Origin of the sequence: Nocardia sp. CA-151230, from assembly GCF_050942175.1 — a bacterium.
GTDB lineage: Bacteria > Actinomycetota > Actinomycetes > Mycobacteriales > Mycobacteriaceae > Nocardia.
The window spans coordinates 5,302,900-5,320,535 of the sequence record NZ_CP192061.1 but is presented as its reverse complement, the minus strand read 5'-3'; the positions used below and the strand labels follow the sequence as shown (position 1 = coordinate 5,320,535).

At 70.1% G+C, this 17,636-nt stretch carries 15 protein-coding genes and 1 pseudogene; 4 read left to right on the top strand and 12 right to left on the bottom strand.

The annotated features are described in order from the left end of the window. Window positions 1-143 precede the first annotated feature (143 nt). Window positions 144-827, bottom strand: coding sequence for a M23 family metallopeptidase (locus ACQP1O_RS25315; protein WP_433560959.1), 684 nt, complete (start codon window positions 825-827; stop codon window positions 144-146). Between the two features lie 183 nt (window positions 828-1,010). Here ACQP1O_RS25315 and ACQP1O_RS25310 point away from each other — a divergent pair, with 183 nt between their 5' ends. After that, window positions 1,011-1,337 (top strand): ArsR/SmtB family transcription factor, encoded by a 327-nt coding sequence (locus ACQP1O_RS25310; protein ID WP_433560958.1) that lies wholly within the window; start codon window positions 1,011-1,013, stop codon window positions 1,335-1,337. A 198-nt stretch (window positions 1,338-1,535) separates the two neighbouring features. Here the strand turns inward: ACQP1O_RS25310 and ACQP1O_RS25305 are convergent. The 3 genes and pseudogenes from ACQP1O_RS25305 to ACQP1O_RS25295 all read right to left on the bottom strand — a co-directional run. After that, window positions 1,536-1,832, bottom strand: a pseudogene (locus ACQP1O_RS25305) (transposase); the annotation flags it as partial. Window positions 1,833-1,941: 109 nt separating this feature from the next. Beyond that, window positions 1,942-2,343, bottom strand: a complete 402-nt coding sequence (locus tag ACQP1O_RS25300) for a nuclear transport factor 2 family protein (protein WP_433560957.1) — start codon at window positions 2,341-2,343, stop codon at window positions 1,942-1,944. 50 nt (window positions 2,344-2,393) lie between these two features. After that, entirely contained in the window at window positions 2,394-2,972 is a 579-nt protein-coding gene (locus tag ACQP1O_RS25295) for a TetR/AcrR family transcriptional regulator (protein WP_433560956.1), read from the bottom strand. 42 nt (window positions 2,973-3,014) lie between these two features. Here ACQP1O_RS25295 and ACQP1O_RS25290 point away from each other — a divergent pair, with 42 nt between their 5' ends. After that, complete coding sequence (locus tag ACQP1O_RS25290; RefSeq protein ID WP_433560955.1) at window positions 3,015-3,872, top strand: phytanoyl-CoA dioxygenase family protein; 858 nt, start codon at window positions 3,015-3,017, stop codon at window positions 3,870-3,872. Between the two features lie 3 nt (window positions 3,873-3,875). Here the strand turns inward: ACQP1O_RS25290 and ACQP1O_RS25285 are convergent, their stop codons facing one another. The 7 genes from ACQP1O_RS25285 to ACQP1O_RS25255 all read right to left on the bottom strand — a co-directional run bounded on the left by ACQP1O_RS25285 (window position 3,876) and on the right by ACQP1O_RS25255 (window position 14,373). Continuing rightward, window positions 3,876-4,040 (bottom strand): hypothetical protein, encoded by a 165-nt coding sequence (locus tag ACQP1O_RS25285; RefSeq protein ID WP_433560954.1) that lies wholly within the window; start codon window positions 4,038-4,040, stop codon window positions 3,876-3,878. Window positions 4,041-4,250: 210 nt separating this feature from the next. Continuing rightward, on the bottom strand, window positions 4,251-5,903 hold the full coding sequence (locus tag ACQP1O_RS25280) for a DEAD/DEAH box helicase (protein WP_433560953.1): 1,653 nt from the start codon (window positions 5,901-5,903) through the stop codon (window positions 4,251-4,253). A gap of 127 nt (window positions 5,904-6,030) precedes the next feature. Then, window positions 6,031-7,386 carry a M1 family metallopeptidase gene (locus ACQP1O_RS25275; RefSeq protein ID WP_433560952.1) on the bottom strand — a complete coding sequence of 452 codons (1,356 nt, stop codon included), beginning with the start codon at window positions 7,384-7,386 and terminating at the stop codon, window positions 6,031-6,033. Next, a complete protein-coding gene (locus tag ACQP1O_RS25270) occupies window positions 7,386-11,285 on the bottom strand; it encodes a Pls/PosA family non-ribosomal peptide synthetase (RefSeq protein ID WP_433560951.1) in 3,900 nt (1,299 codons plus the stop codon). Before ACQP1O_RS25270 ends, ACQP1O_RS25275 begins: the two co-directional genes overlap by 1 nt. A gap of 141 nt (window positions 11,286-11,426) precedes the next feature. After that, window positions 11,427-12,371, bottom strand: a complete 945-nt coding sequence (locus tag ACQP1O_RS25265) for an extracellular catalytic domain type 1 short-chain-length polyhydroxyalkanoate depolymerase (RefSeq protein ID WP_433560950.1) — start codon at window positions 12,369-12,371, stop codon at window positions 11,427-11,429. A gap of 47 nt (window positions 12,372-12,418) precedes the next feature. Continuing rightward, window positions 12,419-12,955 (bottom strand): gluconokinase, encoded by a 537-nt coding sequence (locus ACQP1O_RS25260; protein WP_379469520.1) that lies wholly within the window; start codon window positions 12,953-12,955, stop codon window positions 12,419-12,421. A gap of 8 nt (window positions 12,956-12,963) precedes the next feature. Next, window positions 12,964-14,373, bottom strand: coding sequence for a GntP family permease (locus ACQP1O_RS25255; RefSeq protein ID WP_433560949.1), 1,410 nt, complete (start codon window positions 14,371-14,373; stop codon window positions 12,964-12,966). A gap of 141 nt (window positions 14,374-14,514) precedes the next feature. Here ACQP1O_RS25255 and ACQP1O_RS25250 point away from each other — a divergent pair, with 141 nt between their 5' ends. Continuing rightward, window positions 14,515-15,234: a FadR/GntR family transcriptional regulator gene (locus ACQP1O_RS25250; RefSeq protein ID WP_433560948.1), complete on the top strand. Its 720-nt coding sequence runs from the start codon at window positions 14,515-14,517 to the stop codon at window positions 15,232-15,234. Window positions 15,235-15,242: 8 nt separating this feature from the next. Here the strand turns inward: ACQP1O_RS25250 and ACQP1O_RS25245 are convergent, their stop codons facing one another. Next, the gene (locus ACQP1O_RS25245) at window positions 15,243-15,689 is read right to left on the bottom strand and encodes a hypothetical protein (protein WP_433560947.1); all 447 of its coding nucleotides are present in this window, start codon (window positions 15,687-15,689) and stop codon (window positions 15,243-15,245) included. 250 nt (window positions 15,690-15,939) lie between these two features. Here ACQP1O_RS25245 and ACQP1O_RS25240 point away from each other — a divergent pair, with 250 nt between their 5' ends. Beyond that, on the top strand, window positions 15,940-17,436 hold the full coding sequence (locus tag ACQP1O_RS25240; protein ID WP_433560946.1) for a serine/threonine-protein kinase: 1,497 nt from the start codon (window positions 15,940-15,942) through the stop codon (window positions 17,434-17,436). Window positions 17,437-17,636 lie beyond the last annotated feature (200 nt).

Sequence of the window (17,636 nt, the reverse complement as noted above, 5' to 3'; positions counted from 1 at the left end):
CGGCGGTGGGGTGGGCACGTAGTACCCGGGTATGAGAACAGCCCCGGCGGTATGAGCCGGGGCTGTTCTGCGTGGGTCGCGAACGCCGTTGTCGCGCAACCGATCCGTGCACCCGTCCTCGGGCGCCCGGATGAGCGGTGGGGTCAGTGGACGGGGATGCCGACGTCCATGCCGCGCCCGGCCAGGTAGGGCAGCGGGTCGACGGGCGCGCCGTCGCCGGTGTGCACCTCGTAGTGCAGGTGCGGTCCGGTGGAATAGCCGCGGCTGCCGACCGTGGCGAGTAGGTCGCCGGCGCGCAACTGCTGGCCCACCTGGACCAGGATGTCCTGCATGTGGCCGTAGACGCCGATGGTGCCGTCGTCCTGCAGCACCCGGACCCAGAGGCCGAACCCGGAGGCGGGGCCCGCCTCGATGACGGTGCCGTCGGTGATGGCGTGGATCGGTGCGCCGAAGCCCTCGCCGAAGTCGATGCCGGCGTGCATGGCGCCCCAGCGGATGCCGAAGCCGGAGGTGAGCGGACCGGCGACCGGGCGCACGGTCTTGGGGCGGGCCTGCTCGGCGTGCAGGCCGTCGAGGAAGTCGAGCACCGGCTGCGGCACCACCTGCGGCATCTGTGCCTCGCGCGGGGTGAAGGCGGTGAAGGCGCCGTCGATCTGGGCAGCGTTTGCCACGGAGTCGCCCGTGAGCTCGTGTGTGGCGTGCGGGGCGGTGGCGGCCAGCGCGGTCAGGGTGGCGCCGACGACGGCGGTGACGGCCGCGGCACGGGTCGCGACCGAACGGTACCGGCCGGTTCCATGCAGTCGAGGTAACGGAACGGTTACGGGCATTGCTCGACCGTACGAGAACCCGGCTGTCGTTCAGAAGCCGAGTTGCGACCGTCACAGTGCGCCGAAAGTTCAGTTCGCGTATTACGAGGCGATAACGACACGCGGGTAAATCTTGGATGACGTCGGTCTCCCGGGGTTGCCGGCGAATTGACCGCGGCAGGGCGGTGCGGGCAGTCTGCTTAAGTGGTCGCTAATGGAGTGCGGGTGTTGAGCGCGCTCGCCGACGGTACTCGCCGGGCGGTGTTCGAAGCTCTCCCGCACGGCCCGAAATCGGTGGGCGAACTCGCCGACGCCCTGGGCGTCACCAATTCGGCAATCTCCCAGCATCTGAAGGTGCTGCGTGAGGCGCGCCTGGTGATGATGCGGCCGCAGGGCAACCGCCGTCTCTACTCGCTGGACCCGCGCGGGCTGGCGGATGCGCGCGACTATCTCGAACAGTTCTGGCCCAGCGCCCTGGCCGCCTACTCCGCGGCCCTGTCCAGCGCGCAGACCGAACGCCCATCCGAGTAGCGCGAACCTGCGGGCCGGCCGGATGCGGCGGGAACAGGCCGGGGGCGCAGGAGCAGACGCGAGGCTGCGGGAGCGGACCGGTGTCGGGAAACGGGGTAGCAGGCAGCGGGGCCGCGTACGGCTGGATCGCTGAGACCCGGCGAACATGCTCCACCCGGCGTCGTGCACGCTCTTCTCCGGCCGGGTGCGGGCGAGCCCTTCCACACTCGAGTCTTCGACGAACACCGCTCGGTTGTCGCGGATGATCCGTGTCGAATGCTTGTGCGCCCGGTCCCGGCGCGTATCGGCGACTTTCGCGTGCGCCTCGGCGACCCTGATCCGGGCCTTGGGCCGACTCTTCGAGCCTTTCTCCTTGCGGGACAACGCTTTCTGCGCCTTCCGCACGCGACGCTCGGTCTGGCCCAGGAAACGCGGGGATTCGATCGTCGTGCCGTCCGACAGCACCGCGAACGTCGCCGAACCCAGGTCGATACCCACCTCGGTATCGATCTGCATCGGATCGCCCGACATGCGGGGGATTCTTGCACTCCGGCGATTTCGCGCGCGACCGAGCGCAAACATCCCAGGCGGTTCGGGGAGCGAGCGCCTCGGGTTTGCCGGAGCGTCAGGGCTGGAGGGGTTGCCGGCGTGGGACGACGCGGCGATGGCTGATGCGCCAGCCGGAATCGGTGCGGACGACGATGTCCTCGTAGGTGACACTGGCGGCGGTGCCGTCGATCGCGACCGCGAGGCCCTTCGACAGGGCTCGCACGGTATCGGATGTGCTGGGTGACACCACGATATTGGTGACGTGATGCCCCAGCGGGTTGCCGTCGCCCAGTTGGAGCGCCATGTCGCGCAGGGCGTCCCGGCCGGTGACCACGCCCGCGCCGTAGGCGGTCAGGTCATAGGCGATGTCGTCGGTGAAGACCTCCCCGAAGCGGTCGAAGGCACCGGCATCGCTGAGATGTCCGTGCAGGGCGAGCAATTCGTGAATGGCCAGCCGGTCGGCCGTGGAGATCGACATAGCACGCAGTGATACCCGGCCGCGGGCGCGATCGCCAGTTGTTTTACGGATCAGGACAGGGACAGCGACGCGGCGGTGAAACGCCAAAGGCGTTCGGCGGCAAGGTCGACGGGCGGACGGGGATGGACGCGCAGCTGCTGGGCGATGCCGTGACGCAGGCCGCCGATGACATACGCGCCCGCGCTGTCGGGGTCGAGATCGGCGGGGATCTCGCCGGTGGCCTGCCCGCGGCGGATGTTCGTGGCGGCCGCGTCGCCGAGATTGCGGATGTAGAGGGCCTCGATCTCGGTGAGGCCCGGATCGGGCGCCGCGCGGTTGAGCAGCAGCGCCGCGAGCGGGTGCTCGAAGTGGAAGGCCACGAAACAGTGCGTGCGGGCGCGCTCGCGGGTGGCCCAGTCGCCGTCGGCCGGGAGCCGGTCGTCGGCGATGGCCCGGCTCAGGCCCTCGTAGAAGTCGTCCCAGATGGCCGCCAGCAGACCGACCTTGGAGCCGAAGTGGTGGTACAGCGCGCCGGTGCTCAGGCCGGTGCGGCGGGTCAGCGCGCTCAGTTCCAGGGTGCCGTTGGCGTGGACCAGTTCGTCGCGGGCCGCGTCCAGTAGTTGTTGACGTCCGATCGGTGCTCGTGCCACAGTCGAACAATAACAGAACTCAGTTATGTAAAGGATGGCGGAATGAGCGCGAAGGTGACATCGCTACGCGATCTGGACGGCGATCTGGCCGGAACCTACCGGCGCACCGAGAGCAGCGGCGCGAGCGTGGATCCGGCGGTGGTCGAGGCCGATCTGGCCGCGGTCGAGCGGGACGGCTATGTGATCCTGCACGACATGCTGACTCCGGCGGAGCTCGACCGGATCCGGGAAAGTGTTGTGCCACTGCTGGATCGGATCGGCCGGAACAACTTCGAGGGGCACTCGACACAGCGCATCTACAGCGTGCTGAACAAGACTCGTGCCTGCGACCGCATTGCCGACCACCCGCGGGTGCTGGCCCTGCTGGACCGGCTGTTCCTGCCGAACTACCTGCTGTCCATGCTGCAGGTGATCAACATCCTGCCCGGCGAGCAGGCACAGATGCTGCACACCGACGACGGCTTCTACCCGCTGCCGCGCCCGCGAAAGGGCTTGGGGGCGGCCACCATCTGGGCCATCGACGACTTCACCGCCGAGAACGGCGCGACCGACATCATTCCGGGCAGCCACCTGTGGGGCGACCGCCTGCCCGGGGAATCCGACCGTCGCGAACCGGTGGTGATGCCGGCGGGTAGCTGCGTATTCTTCGTCGGCACCCTGTGGCACGGCGGCGGTGCGAATCGCTCCGCGAATCCCCGCCTCGCGCTCACCGCCCAATACTGCGAACCGTGGCTGCGTCCCCAGGAAGCGTTCACGCTCTCCATGACCCGCGATACGGTCCGCGCGGTGTCCGAGGATATTCGCCGAATGCTCGGCTACAGCATCCACCCGCCGTTCATCGGGCAGGTCGACGGCATGCACCCCAAGCGGCTCCTGGAACCCGGAGCGCCCGCCCTGTAGTGCTCAGCTCGCCAGTTCCCGGGCCAGCTGCACGGCCGCTTTCATATCCGGCGCGTATCCCACCCGCCACTGCAGCCGATCGATCGGTGTCACCGAGACCCGATACCGATTCTCGACCCGTTCGAACTTGACGATGACCCGCTCACTCAAGGGGGCGTCGGTTTTCATGACTTGCTCTCCTGACCCCTGTCACAGCGTTCGGGACGACAGATGAGAATTCACGAGGTAAGAGCGGGGAGTCGATTGCTATCCAATAACTGTAGAAAAATCTGCGCGCGCTAGATACGGGCAAACGTCACATTCTGGACGCACTCTCCCGGGTGTCGCCGCGCCGCGGGCACACCGGCACGGTGGCCGCGGCGTCGGTCGTCGAGGACGTCAGTTGCTGCGATGACGGCGAGGGGCGCCGTCGGTGCGCTGGGATGCGGTCCGGCCGGAGGTGCCGCGGGTACGCGGCTCGGCGGGGGCACCCTGCCGTGCATCGGCCGTGCCGCGGCGCCCGGTCCGGGCGGCGCGGGTGCTCTGGTTCTCGTCGCGCGTGACGCCGGTACGCGGATTGTGGCCGTTCGAGGTGCTCGTGGCCGAGGCGCGAGGCTTTCCGCCGGTGCGGCCTCCCGCGCGGCGGGTGGGCCGGCCGTCGGTGGCGGTGTCGGGCTTGCGGGCCGCGGGGCGGTCGGGAGTGCGCGCATCGTCGGTGTTCTGGGAGCCCTGCCGGCGGCGGTTCCGAGGTGCGGTCTGCTTCGCGTCGGTCGGGGCCTGGCGGGTCCGCTTCTTGGGCTGGCGGGCTCCCCGCGTGGGGGAGGCGGCCGGCGTGTCCACGCGGTGCGGTGCCGCGGCATCGGCCGCGGGGAGGGCGACCAGCGGGGCCACCTCGCCGATCAGCTGCGTGACCGCCGGGGAGTCGGGGGTGACCGATTGCGGGGTGGCGGTGATCTTGGCCTTACGCATGAGGGCGGCGAGGTCGGTGCGCTGGTCGGGCAGGACCAGGGTGATGACGTCGCCGTGGTTGCCGGCGCGGGCGGTGCGGCCGGAGCGGTGCAGGTAGGCCTTGTGCTCGGCGGGCGGATCCACGTGGACCACGAGTTCGACGCCGTCGACGTGGACGCCGCGTGCCGCCACATCGGTGGCGACCAGGACCTTGGCGGTGCCGGAGGCGAAGGCGGCGAGGTTGCGATCGCGGGCCGGCTGGGTGAGATTGCCGTGCAGGTCGACGGCGGGGATGCCGGCGGTGGTGAGCTGGCGGGCCAGCTTGCGGGCCTGATGTTTGGTGCGGGTGAACAGGATTCGGCGTTCGGACCCGGAGGCGAGGCGGTGCACGATCGCGCGCTTGGCCTCCGTGGTCGGCACCTCGAACACGTGGTGGGTCATGGCGGCGACCGGCGAATTCGCTTCGTCCACAGCGTGTTTCACGGCATCCGGCAGGAACCGCTTGACGAGCTTGTTGACGCCGTTGTCCAGGGTGGCCGAGAACAGCAGGCGCTGACCGTCTTCGGGTGTGGCGGCCAGGATGCGGGTGACGCCGGGCAGGAAACCCAGATCGGCCATGTGGTCGGCCTCGTCGATGATGGTGATCTCGACCGAGTCCAGGCTGATCAGGTCCTGCCGCATCAGATCTTCGAGGCGGCCGGGGCAGGCGATGACGATGTCCACGCCCCGCTTGAGTGCCTGCACCTGCCGATGCTGCGAGACGCCGCCGAAGATGGTGGTCACCGACATGCGGTAGGCGGCCGCGAGCGGTTCCAGGGTGGCCGCGATCTGGGTCGCCAGTTCCCGGGTCGGCGCGAGCACCAGCCCGGCCGGGTGATTCGGCGCACACCGCCCGCCGCGCGCGCCCAGCCGATCCACCATCGGGATCGAGAAGGCGAGGGTCTTCCCGCTGCCGGTCCGCCCGCGGCCGAGCACATCCCGCCCGGCCAGGGAATCGGGCAGGGTGTCGGCCTGGATCGGGAACGGCTCGGTGATACCGGCGGCATCGAGCGCGCGGACGAGCGGTTCACGCACGCCGAGCGCGGCGAAGGAGGGCGAATTCATCGGTGTGGCAGTGCCTTCGAAAGGTGCTGGTCGCGCAGCGAAAACACTGCTTGCGAGGAGTTAGCGAAGTCTGGCGCTCGATGTGGCCGCGCCACATCCATGATCAACTTCTGGGTTCGCCCGAAGTCTACCCGGTGGGTGCTTCCGCCCCGTACGCGGGGAGGGGCGGCAATGCGGGCAGCGGCCGCGCCGAGAGCCAGGCGTCCCAGAGCGGGCGCAGCGAGGCCGTGCTGTAATGCCCGGCCAGGTCGGTGAATTCGTCGGTGGTGATCGAAGCGTGGCGATACCGTTCGGTCCACGCGCGCAGCAGATCGAAGAAGGTGGTATCACCGAGCGTGAGCCGCAACGCATGCAGTGTGAGCGCACCGCGCTTGTAGACCCGGTCGTCGAACATGTGGTCCGGTCCGGGGTCGGCGAGCAGGAGATCCTGCGGCAGCCGCGCCAGATTCCGGTGTGCGGTGCGCGCCAGCTGGTCCGCGCTCGGCCCGCCGGCCTCCTCCGACCAGATCCATTCCGCGTAACAGGCGAAGCCCTCGTGCAGCCAGATGTCGCGCCACCGCGCGATGGTCAGGCTGTTGCCGAACCACTGGTGGGCCAGCTCGTGCGCGACCAGCCGCTCGTAGCCGCGCCGCCCGTCGCAGTGATTCGCCCCGAAGACCGAAATTCCCTGCGCCTCAATGGGAATCTCGAGTTCGTCGTCGGTGACCACCACTGTGTACGCCTCGAACGGGTAGGGCCCGAACTTCTCGGCGAAGACCTCCATCATGCGCGGCTGCCGCGCGAAGTCGTGCTCGAAGGCGGCGCGCAGCCGCGGCGGCAGCACCGCCTGCATGGGCACCGCGCCGCGCGGCGCGTCCACCCGCTGCTTGCGGTAGTGGCCGATCTGGATGGTGGCCAGGTAGGTGGACATCGGCTCGGGCTGCTCGTACACCCAGGTGGTCTGACTGGCCTTGGTCTGCTTGCGCACCAGCGTGCCGTTGGCCTGCGCGTAGTACGGCGAGTCGGTGGTGATCGAAATCCGGTAGCTGGCCTTGGAGCTCGGGTGATCGTCACACGGGAACCAGGAGGCCGCACCATTGGGCTGGCTGGCCACCAGCACGCCGTCGGTGAGCTCTTCCCACCCGACCTCGCCCCACGGGCTGCGCAACGGCCGCGGCGGGCCCGCGTACTGCACGGTGAGCACCAGCACCCCGCCCGCCGGAATCCGCTGCCGCGGCGTGATCACCAATTTGCCGCGCTGATGGGTGAATTTGGCGGGCTTGGCCCCGTTCACGAACACCTTGGACACCGCCAGCGCCTGAGACAGGTCCAGCGCGAACCGATCTCGCACCCCGGTGGTGACCGCGGTGATGTCGGCCCGCCCGGCCAGCCGGTTACTGGCGACCTTGTACACCAGCTCCAGCTCGTAGCGGGAGACCCGGTAGCCGCGATTCCCGTTCTGCGGCAGGTAATCGTCGATGGGCTGGTCGAGCCGGTCGGGCATCAGCGGCCGCCCTCCGGCCAGGGCGCGATGGGGTTGCCCCACCAGCGCGTGGACGGCGGCACGCTGTCGCCGCGCATGACCAGCGAGGCCGGTCCGATGGTCGCGCCCGCGCCGATCACGCTGGCGGGCAGGGCGACACAGTGCGGCCCGAGCGTGGCGCCCGCGCCGAGGGTGACGGTGTCCATGGCCATGATGCGGTCGTGGAACAGGTGGGTCTGCACCACGCAGCCGCGTTCCACGGTCGCGCCGTCACCGAGTGTCACCAGGTCAGCCTCCGGAAGCCAATAGGATTCGCACCATACCCCGCGGCCGATGGTGGCGCCGAGTCCACGCAACCAGACATTCAGCACGGGCGTACCGGTCGCGGCGCGCGCGAACCACGGTGCGGCGACATGCTCCACGAAGGTGTCGGCGACCTCGTTGCGCCACACGAACGAACTCCACAGCGGATGCTCCTCGGTGTGAATCCGGCCCACCAGCAGCCATTTCGCGAGCACCGAGGCCGCGCCCGCCGCCGCGCCCGCCGCCAGCAGCACCACTCCGCTGAGCAGTGCGGCGGGCAGGTGGCCGAGGGTCTGGGCCAGCCAGGCCAGGGCGAACAGCACGCCGAGGCCGATGGCGAAGGTCACGAACACCGGGATCAACCGGCAGGTCTCCACCACAGCTCGGGCCACGCGCAGGCGGAACGGCGGATCGAAGGTGCGTGCGGTGTCACCGGATTCGGCGGCGCGGCGCAGGCGGGTCGGCGGGCTGCCCAGCCACGACGAACCGGCCTTCGCCTTGGACGGCGCCGCCGACAGCACGGCGACCAGGCCGTTCTTGGGCACGCGCCGCCCGGGCGCGGTCATACCGGAGTTGCCGAGGAAGGCGCGCTTGCCGACCTTGGCCTCGCCGATGCGCAGCCAGCCGCCGCCGAGTTCGTAACTGGCGACCATGGTGTCGTCGGCCAGGAACGCGCCGTCGGCGACCACGGTGAACTTGGGCAGCAGCAGGACCGTCGAAACCTCCACGCGCTTGCCGACCTTCGCGCCCAGCAGCCGCAGCCACACCGGGGTCAGCAGGCTGGCGTAGAGCGGGAACAGGAAGGTGCGCGCGGAATCCAGCAGCCGTTCGGTGGCCCACGCCTGCCAGCCCTGGCGACTGCGCACGGGGTGATGGCCCTCGATCAGCCCGATGCCGAGCAGCCGCACGGCCACGATGGTGACCGCCGCGTACACGGCCAGCACCAGCAGCATGGCCACCGGGAGCATGGCGAAGGCGCGTTCGAATCCGGCCGCGAGCGTCCGGGTGTCGCGAATCCACCAGGCGATGAGCAGACCGCCGGTGCCCAGCGCGAAGATCGGCACCGAGGCCAGCACCATGGAGGTGATGCCGAAGATCGCCACCCAGTGCGCGGCCCGCGCGGGCGTCTCGTCGGGCCAGCGATGCTGTGCCCGGCCGACTTTCACGGCGGGGGAGCCCGCCCACTCCTGTTCGGCCTTCACCTTGCCCGACACCGAGGAGCCGGGCGCGATCTCGGCATTGCGGCCGATCCTGGTGCCGGGCAGCAGGATCGAGCGGGCGCCGACCACCGCGCCGGGCCCGATCTCGATCGGCCCGATGTGCACGAGATCGCCGTCGATCCAGAAGCCGGACAGGTCCACCTCGGGTTCGACGCTGCAGCCGTCGCCCAGTTCCAGCATGCCGGTGACCGGCGGCAGCGTGTGCAGGTCGACGCCCCGGCCCACCCTCGCGCCCAGCGCCCGCGCGAACGGCACCATCCACGGTGCGCCCGACAGGTTCTCGGCACCGCTGGCCTCGGATAGCCGCACCGCCGTCCACAGCCGCAGGTGCACCCGCCCGCCACGCGGGTAGGTGCCCGCGCGCACGCCGCGCAGCAGCAGCCGGGAACCGGCCACGCACAGCGCCATCCGGCCGGGCGGGGAAATGAAGAGCAGGAACGCCACCAGCATCCACCACCACGACAGGTGCGGCAGCCACGGCAGCGAACCCGACCAGGCGGCGACATTGCCGACGATCGCCAGCCAGGTCAGCCATTGCAGACCGGTCAGGGTGGTGAGCGGAATCGTCGCGAGTACCTGGAACAGCTGCGCCGACCGGGGCACCGGCCGGACCAGTCGCTCCTCGACCGCGGCGGTCGGCGCGAAGCCGTCGAGCAGGGCGGCCAGGGCGCCCAGCCGCGGATGGTCGTAGAGGTCCGCGACGGCGACGCGCGGCTGCCGTTCCCGCAGCGCCGCCACCAGCTGGGCGGCGGCCAGCGAGCCGCCGCCCAGGTCGAAGAAGTCGGCGTTCGGGTCGGTGACCTCCGCGCCGAGAATCGAATCCCACAGTCCCGCGACCCACCGCTCGGTCTCGGACAGACCGCTGTCGGGGGTGGCGGCGATGGCCTTGGGCAGCGGCCAGGGCAGCGCGTCGCGGTCGACCTTGCCGGAGGTGCGGGTCGGCAGTTTCCCGACCACGGCCAGTCGCGGCACCAGCGGGGCCGGAAGCTGTTCGGCGAGAATGGTTCTCGCGGCGGCCAGGTCGCAATCGGCGCCGGGTCCGGTCAGATAGCCGACCAGGATCTTGTTGCCCGCCTTGGTGGTCCGGATCGCGGCCGCCGCGCCGGTCACACCCGGCAGATGCTGTAGCGCATTGTCGATCTCGCCGAGCTCGATGCGGCGGCCACCCAATTTGATCTGATCGTCGGCCCGGCCCAGGAAGACCAGCCCCTCGCGATCGTTGCGCACCAGATCGCCACTGCGGTAGGCGCGTTCCCAGCCGACCGACGGCAGCGGCGCGTACTTCTCGGCGTCCTTGGCCGGGTCGAGATAGCGTGCCAGCCCGACACCGCCGATCACCAGCTCACCGGATTCGCCCTCGCCCACCGGATCTCCGGCCGCGTCGACGACGGTCAGGTCCCAGCCGTCCAGCGGCAGCCCGATCCGGATGGGGAAGCCGCCGTCCAGCAGCGCGGCGCAGGCCACCACGGTGGCCTCGGTGGGGCCGTAGGTATTCCACACCTCGCGCTCGGAATCCTGGTTGCCGGCAAGCCGTTCGGCCAGCTCGGGCGGCACCGCCTCACCGCCGAAGATGAGCAGCCGCACGGGTTCGAGCGCCTCGGCGGGCCAGGTGGCCGCCAGCGTGGGCACGGTCGAGACGATGCTGATCTCCCGGCGGACCAGCCACGGCCCCAGATCGGCGCCGGTCCGCACCAGCGCGCGCGGCGCCGGGACCAGGCAGGCGCCGTGGCGCCACGCCAGCCACATCTCCTCGCACGAGGCGTCGAAGGCGACCGACAGTCCGGCCAGCACCCGATCCCCGGGCCCGATCGGCGCGTCCTGGAGGAACAGCCGGGCCTCGGCATCGACGAACGCCGCGGCATTGCGATGGGTCACCGCAACACCTTTCGGTGTTCCGGTGGAGCCGGAGGTGAAGATGATCCACGCGTCGTCGGCGGGCGTGGGCGCGGCCGTCGCCGTCACCCGGTCGCCGGATCCCCTTGCCGCTGCGGTGGATTCGATCCCGGCCGCGGTCACGATGGCCGAGACCCCGGCCTCCCCGAACACCAGCCGGGCGCGTTCGTCGGGATCATCGGCGTCCACCGGCACGTAGGCGGCTCCGGCGTGCAGGACCGCCAGGATCGTGATGTACAGCCCGCGCGTGCCCGACGGCATCCGCACCCCGACCCGGTCGCCCGCCCGCACCCCGGCCGCGGCCAGGCGTTCGACCTCGAGCGCGATCTCCGCGAGCAGCTCCGCGTATCCGAGTTCCACCTCACCGTCGTCGAGGGCGGGTGCGTCGGGGTGCGCCGCGGCAGTGGCGGCGAGAATATCGACCAGTGTGCGGGCCGGCGGTGCGAGCGCGGCCCGCAGCATCGGGTTCGCGTCTATCTCGGTATCGGCCTGCTGTTGCGGCATTAGGTGCTGCCCACCTCTCGTGGAACCATCCGGCGCTTGTGCGTTGGTTGTTTCATACGAGAGTTACCGACAGGCAAACTGTGAGGCGGCCATTGGTCCACGGTACCGGTATGTCCTGGTCGTCCCGTGTTCACCTGGCGGCTAGGCGTGGAACTGAGCGAAGAATTGCCAGATCACGTCGGTGGCGTCGAACTGGTGCGTGACCTTGCCGACAATCACCTGCGGCAGGTATTGCGGGCCGTCCGGCCAGGTGTGGCCGCCCTCGGCGATCGAATAGAGCTGGACCTTGGCGCCGTTCGCGCAGTCGGAGGACTCGACGGTCACGGTGGTGCCGTCGTCGGTGCGCTGCGGGAGCGTGGTCGTGGTGGCCGCGTCGCAGGAATTCTTCTCCCGCCACAGCTGCTGGGTGGCGTCGACCGAGAGCACCGGGCTCGAGCCCGCGCCGTGGTGGCCGGAGGTGACGCGCACGACACCCCCGCCGTAGGGGACGATCGGGTCGGAGGTGCCGTGGATCTCCAGGACCGGCAGGGAATGGGTTGGGGCGCAGGAGGATACGTCGGCCTGGGGGAGCGGGCCCGCCACCGGGGCGATGGCCGCCAGCTTCCCGGACAGCCGGCAGCCGAGGTCCTCGGTGAACATGCCGCCATTGGACATGCCGGTGGCGTAGACGCGGGTGGGGTCCACGGAGTCGTTCGCGATGATCCGGTCGATCACGGCCGCAACGAAACCCACGTCGTCGATACTCGCGGCGCTGGCATTGGTGTCGTCGCCGCGGCCGTCGTTCCAGGACTTCTCGTAGCCGTTCGGGTAGACGGCGATGAAACCGTCGGCGTCGGAGGCCTTGTCGAAGCCGAAGGAACCGGCCATGTTCTCGGCATTGCCGCCGCCACCGTGGAAGGCGAGCACGGCGGGCAGCAGGCCCTGGGGTCGGTTGGCGGGGTAGTGGATGATGTATTGCCGCTGTAGTCCACCGTATTCGAGGGTGACGGTGGTGTCGCCGGCGGCGCGGGCCTGTGGGTGCCCGCACCCGGCGGCCATGAAGGCGGTGGACAGCAGGATCGCTGCGGCGAATCTCGGTGCGTTCACGCGAGTGATCGTAGAGAGGCAGCCTGAAGCTGAGCTGAAGCTTTGTGTCAGCTGTGAGCCCGGATGGCGGCCAGCGCCGCGGCGGCGACTTCGTGTGGGGGAGGGCCGATTTCGATGCTGAGAATATGCTCGTCGGGACCGGGCGCCTCCAGGGTTCCGAGCTGGGAATCGAGCAGGCCCGGCGGCATGAAATGGTCCATGCGCGCGGTGAGGCGGCGCTGCAACTCGTCCCGGGATCCCGTGAGATGCAGGAAGGTCAGCACCGCGCCCGGGTGCCCGGCGAGGCTGCGGCGCAGCACGTCCCGGTAGGAGCGCTTCAAGGCCGAGCAGGTCACGACCGCCGAGCGGCCCGCCGTGAACTCGTCGGACATCCAGGCCGCGATGGCCTCCAGCCACGGCTCCCGATCGGCGTCGGTGAGGGCGTGGCCGGCCGCCATCTTGGCGATATTGGCGGGCGGGTGCAGGTCGTCGCCCTCCAGGAGATCCCAGCCCAGGCTGCTGACCAGCATGCCCGCGACCGTGGATTTCCCGGATCCGGAGACGCCCATGAGCACCACGATCTGCGGTCGCGCGGGGGTTGCCATCGCTGCTCCTAGACGACCGCGCTCAGGGCGAGCACGCCCGCCAGCCCGGCCAGTGAGATCACGCATTCCATCAGGCTCCACGACTTCAGCGTCTGCGCGACGTCCAGGCGCAGATACTCCTTGACCATCCAGAACCCGGCGTCGTTGACGTGCGACAGGAACAGCGAGCCCGACCCGATCGCCAGCACCATGAGCGACACGTGGGAGGTGCTGAGCCCGGCCGCGACCGGAGCGAGAATGCCCGACGCCGTCACCGTCGCGACGGTGGCCGAGCCGGTCGCGACGCGGATCAGCGCGGCCACGAACCAGGCCAGCAGCAGCACGGGCAGGCTGCTGTCGCGAATCGCGTCGGCAATGGTGCCGGCGATGCCGGTGTCGACCAGCACCTGTTTGAAGCCGCCACCCGCGCCGACGATCAGCAGGATGCCCGCGACCGGTGGCAGCGCGCTGTTCATGGTGTCGGCCAGGGCGTCCCGCGTCATCCGGCCGCCACGGCCGAGCACGATCATGCCCACGATCAGCGCGATACCCAGCGCGACGACCGGGGTGCCGAGCACATCCAGGACCTTCTTCACCTGGGACCCGGACTTCGGCGAGACCACGTCGAAGACCGCGCTGCCCAGCATCAGCACGACCGGCAGCAGGATGGTGGCCAGGGTGGCGGTGAAGCTCGGCCGCGGCCCCTTCTGTGCGGCGGGCTGCCCGGCGGGCTCACCGGTCGAGAACAGTTCCGGCACCGGCACATTCACCCACCGCGCGGCCAGCTTGCCGAACAGCGGCCCCGCGATGATCACCGTCGGCACCGCCACCAGCACGCCGAGACCCAGCGTCAGTCCCAGATCGGCCTTGAGCGCGGCCACCGCGACCAGCGGACCCGGGTGCGGCGGCACCAGCCCGTGCATGGCCGACAGGCCCGCCAGCGCCGGAATCGCCACCGCCATCAGGGGGAGCCGCGACCGGTTGGCGACCAGCAGGATGACCGGCATCAGCAGCACCACGCCGATCTCGAAGAACATGGGCAGGCCGATGATCGCGCCCACCAGGCCCATCACCCACGGCAGCGCCCGCGGCCCGGCCCGGTTCACCAGGGTGTCGACCACCTGATCCGCGCCGCCGGAATCGGCGAGCAGTTTGCCGAACATGGCGCCGAAGCCGATCAGGATGCCGACGCTGCCCATGGTCGAGCCGAAGCCCTTGACGAAGGAGGCAACGGTGTCGGCCGCGCCCAGCCGGGCGATGAGCCCGACCGCGACCGCGCCGATGGCCAGCGCCAGGAACGGATGCATTTTCAGCCAGGTGATGAGGCCGACGATGAGCGCGACACCGAGCACGGCCGCGGTGATGAGCTGCGCGCTACCGGTGTGCCGGGTGGCCGCGTCGGCCAGGTTCGCGACAGCGAGGGGTTCGAGATTGGGCATGACGCTTCTTCGAGTCGAGGTGGAGTGATCCAGGGCACAGAGCCCAATATGGAGGACTATATCAAGCCGTTTCATAAATACGTACTACGTATTACCTTTTGGATGCCGATAGATATGCCCCGGATGTGTGACACTGAAGCCATGGTCGACCGCGCCGAGTCCTTGCCCCTGCACGAATCGGTGCTGGATCGGCTCGGCTCCGACATCGCCTCTGGCGGCATCGCGCCCGGCACGCGCATCTCCTCCGATGAGATCGCCACCCGCTTCGACGTCTCCCGCACCGTCGCCCGCGAGGTCGTGCGCGTGCTGGAATCCCTGGGCATGGTCAGCATCCGGCGGCGCGCGGGCATCACCGTCCTGGACCCCGCGCACTGGCATGCGCTGGACCCCAAGCTGATCCGCTGGCAGCTCGCCGGTCCTCACCGCTTCGCCCAGCTGGCCTGGCTGGCCGAACTCCGTTCCGGCATCGAGCCACTGGCCGCCCGCGCAGCCGCGGCGCACGCGACGCCGGAGCAGTGCGCGGCTCTGACCGCGGCGGTGATGGGCATGTCGGCCACGGCCCGCGCCGCCAACACCGCCGCCTACCTCGACCACGACATCGCCTTCCACGCCACCCTGGTGGCCGCATCCGGCAATCCACTGCTGCAGGTCTTCGCCCCGATCATTCGCGAAGTCCTCGCCGGCAGAACCGAACACGAGCTCATGCCGGCGCAGGCCAATCCGCAGGCCCTGCAGCTGCACGCCGCCGTCGCCGTGGCGATCCAGTCCGGTGACGGTCCCGGCGCCGAATCGGCCATGCGCGAGATCGTGTCCGAGTCCGCCACCGCGATCGCCTGCCTGCGGCCGGCCACGCCCGAATAGCGCTGCGGCTAGGGCACGATCAGATACCACTCGGCCCACGGGCCCTGCAGTGGCCAGCTGTTGGCGAACAGCTTGGCCAGTCCCATCCCGACCCACAGGTCGACCGTCTGGGTCTCACCCGGACCAGCACCGGTGCGGACATAGACATCCCGCGAGCCACCGCCCGCGGACCCCAGCCAGCCCAGCACGGTGTGATTGCCGCACGGCCCACCCAGATATCCCAGCGGTGTCACATGCGCGGTCACATGGCCGGGCATGCCGTGCGCGGCCTCCAGACCCACCGCGATCTGCCCCGCACAGAAATTCGCGTCCCCGAAGGTGAACACCGTGGTGCCGAACGGCGCCCACTGCGGCAGCCAATCCGCCCGCGCCGGGGCCGCGCCCACCCCGCCGACGCCCAGCGCGAGCCCGGCGGCCGCGATCACCCCCGCCAGCATCCGCACAGTCCTCATCATCGGATGTCCTTCCGGCCGGCCTAATTCCACGACCGCACAGCCCGGCTCCCGCCATCCGGCCCGAGACGACTCCCGACGACTCGCCCCGTTGCGTGCGGAAGCCGTTCCCCTCCAGCCTATCCAATCCGCACACCCCGTTTACCCCCGTTTCGTGCAGGATGCCGGGCCGCGGAACCGGTTGGGGCGGGCGGCGGACTCGGCCCCGGGTGCCCGGTATTGTCTGCGGTGCACGTGGATCGGGAGGATTTGGTTGGCTGAGCAGCTCCGAACCGGCGTGGTCTTCGCCGGATATCGGGTCGAGCGACTACTGGGTGCCGGTGGGATGGGCGAGGTGTATCTGGCCCACGATCGGGACCTACCCAGGTTCGTCGCATTGAAGCTGCTCAATCGCGTGGCCAGCGATGACGACGAGACCCGGCAGCGTTTCCTGCGGGAGGCGAACATCATTGCCCGGCTGTCGCATCCGAACATCGTCACCATCTACGCCCGCGGCGAGGAACAGGGACAGCTGTGGCTGGCCATGGCCTACGTCGACGGCTCCGATCTGGCCGCCGAACTGCTGGACGGGCCCCTGGAGCCCGCACGCGCCGCCGCCATCACCGCCGACCTGGCACGCGCCCTGGACTACGCCCACGAGGCGGGCGTGCTGCATCGCGACGTCAAACCGGCCAATGTGCTGCTGACCGCCCAGCCGCGAGAGTGGGCGCTGCTCACCGACTTCGGCATCGCCGAGTCCCGGCACGAGGTGCGCGGCATCACCGAGAACGGTGAGGTGGTGGCCAGTTTCCAGTACACCGCGCCGGAGCGTTTCAGCGGTGAGGCCCGGGTCGACCGCCGCGCCGACGTCTACTCACTCGGCTGCACGCTGTTCGAAATGCTCACCGGTGCACCGCCGTTTGCCGACACGGATCTGCCGCGGCTGATCTACCGGCACGTCCGGGCCCCGGTGCCCTCGGTGCGGGAGCGGAATCCGGCGCTGCCCGCCGCCCTGGATCCGGTGCTGGCCCGTGCGATGGCGAAGAATCCCCGGGCCCGATTCGCCACCTGCACCGAGCTGTCGGTGGCGGTGAGCGAGGCGATCGAGAGCGCGCGGCCTCGGACACCGACGCCGCCGCCTCGGGAGACGCACAGCCACAAGGCGATTCCACCGTCGCGCCAGGGGACCCGCTCGCGCACCCTGCTGGTGTTCCTGGCCGTGGCGCTGCTGGCCGGAGCGGCGGCCGCCGCCGCCGGAATCCTCACCACGCTCAACGACTCCAGCTCGCACGGTGCGGCCGGAGCCCCGACCAGCTCGACGTCGGCAGTACCCACCCGCCGCAGCACGAGCGCCGTCCCCACCTCGATCCGTACGTCCGCGGGCGCGGCCGCCGACGGGTGCCAGTCCCGCCGTACCCCCGACGGGGTGACCGGCACCGATCCCGGCGGTATCGCCAGCGGCCCCGACGCCGTCCTCGCTTTCGAGTACGCCTACTACGTGCTCCGCTCCGGCAGCGTCGCACGGGAATTCGTGGCCGAGGACGCGGCGAATGTCGCGGACGCCGCCAAGATTCAGAGCGGCATCGACTCGCTGCCCGTCGGCACCCGCTACTGCGTGCAGGTCAGCCGGATCGCCGCCGCCGACGATGACCACTGGGCGGTGAAGGTCGCCCAGCAGCGTCCCGGCGAACTTCCGGACGTCTTCACCCAGACCGTCACCACCCGCACGGTCGGCAGCCGCACTCTCATCACCTCGATTGTCGAGGAGTAGGACCGGCGGTTGCCGTTTCACAGAAGGGGTGGGTGTGCTGCGAGGCTGCTAGGGTGCGAAGCGTTGACTCGACGGGGATGACCCGATGGGTCCGGTGAAAGTCGTTCGTCTGTAGGGAGTTTCGGACTTGGAGTCGACAGGATCGTGGGGCGTGGTCTCGGGAGCTGGGGGATGCCCGGTACGCGGCGGGTCGCCGGTCG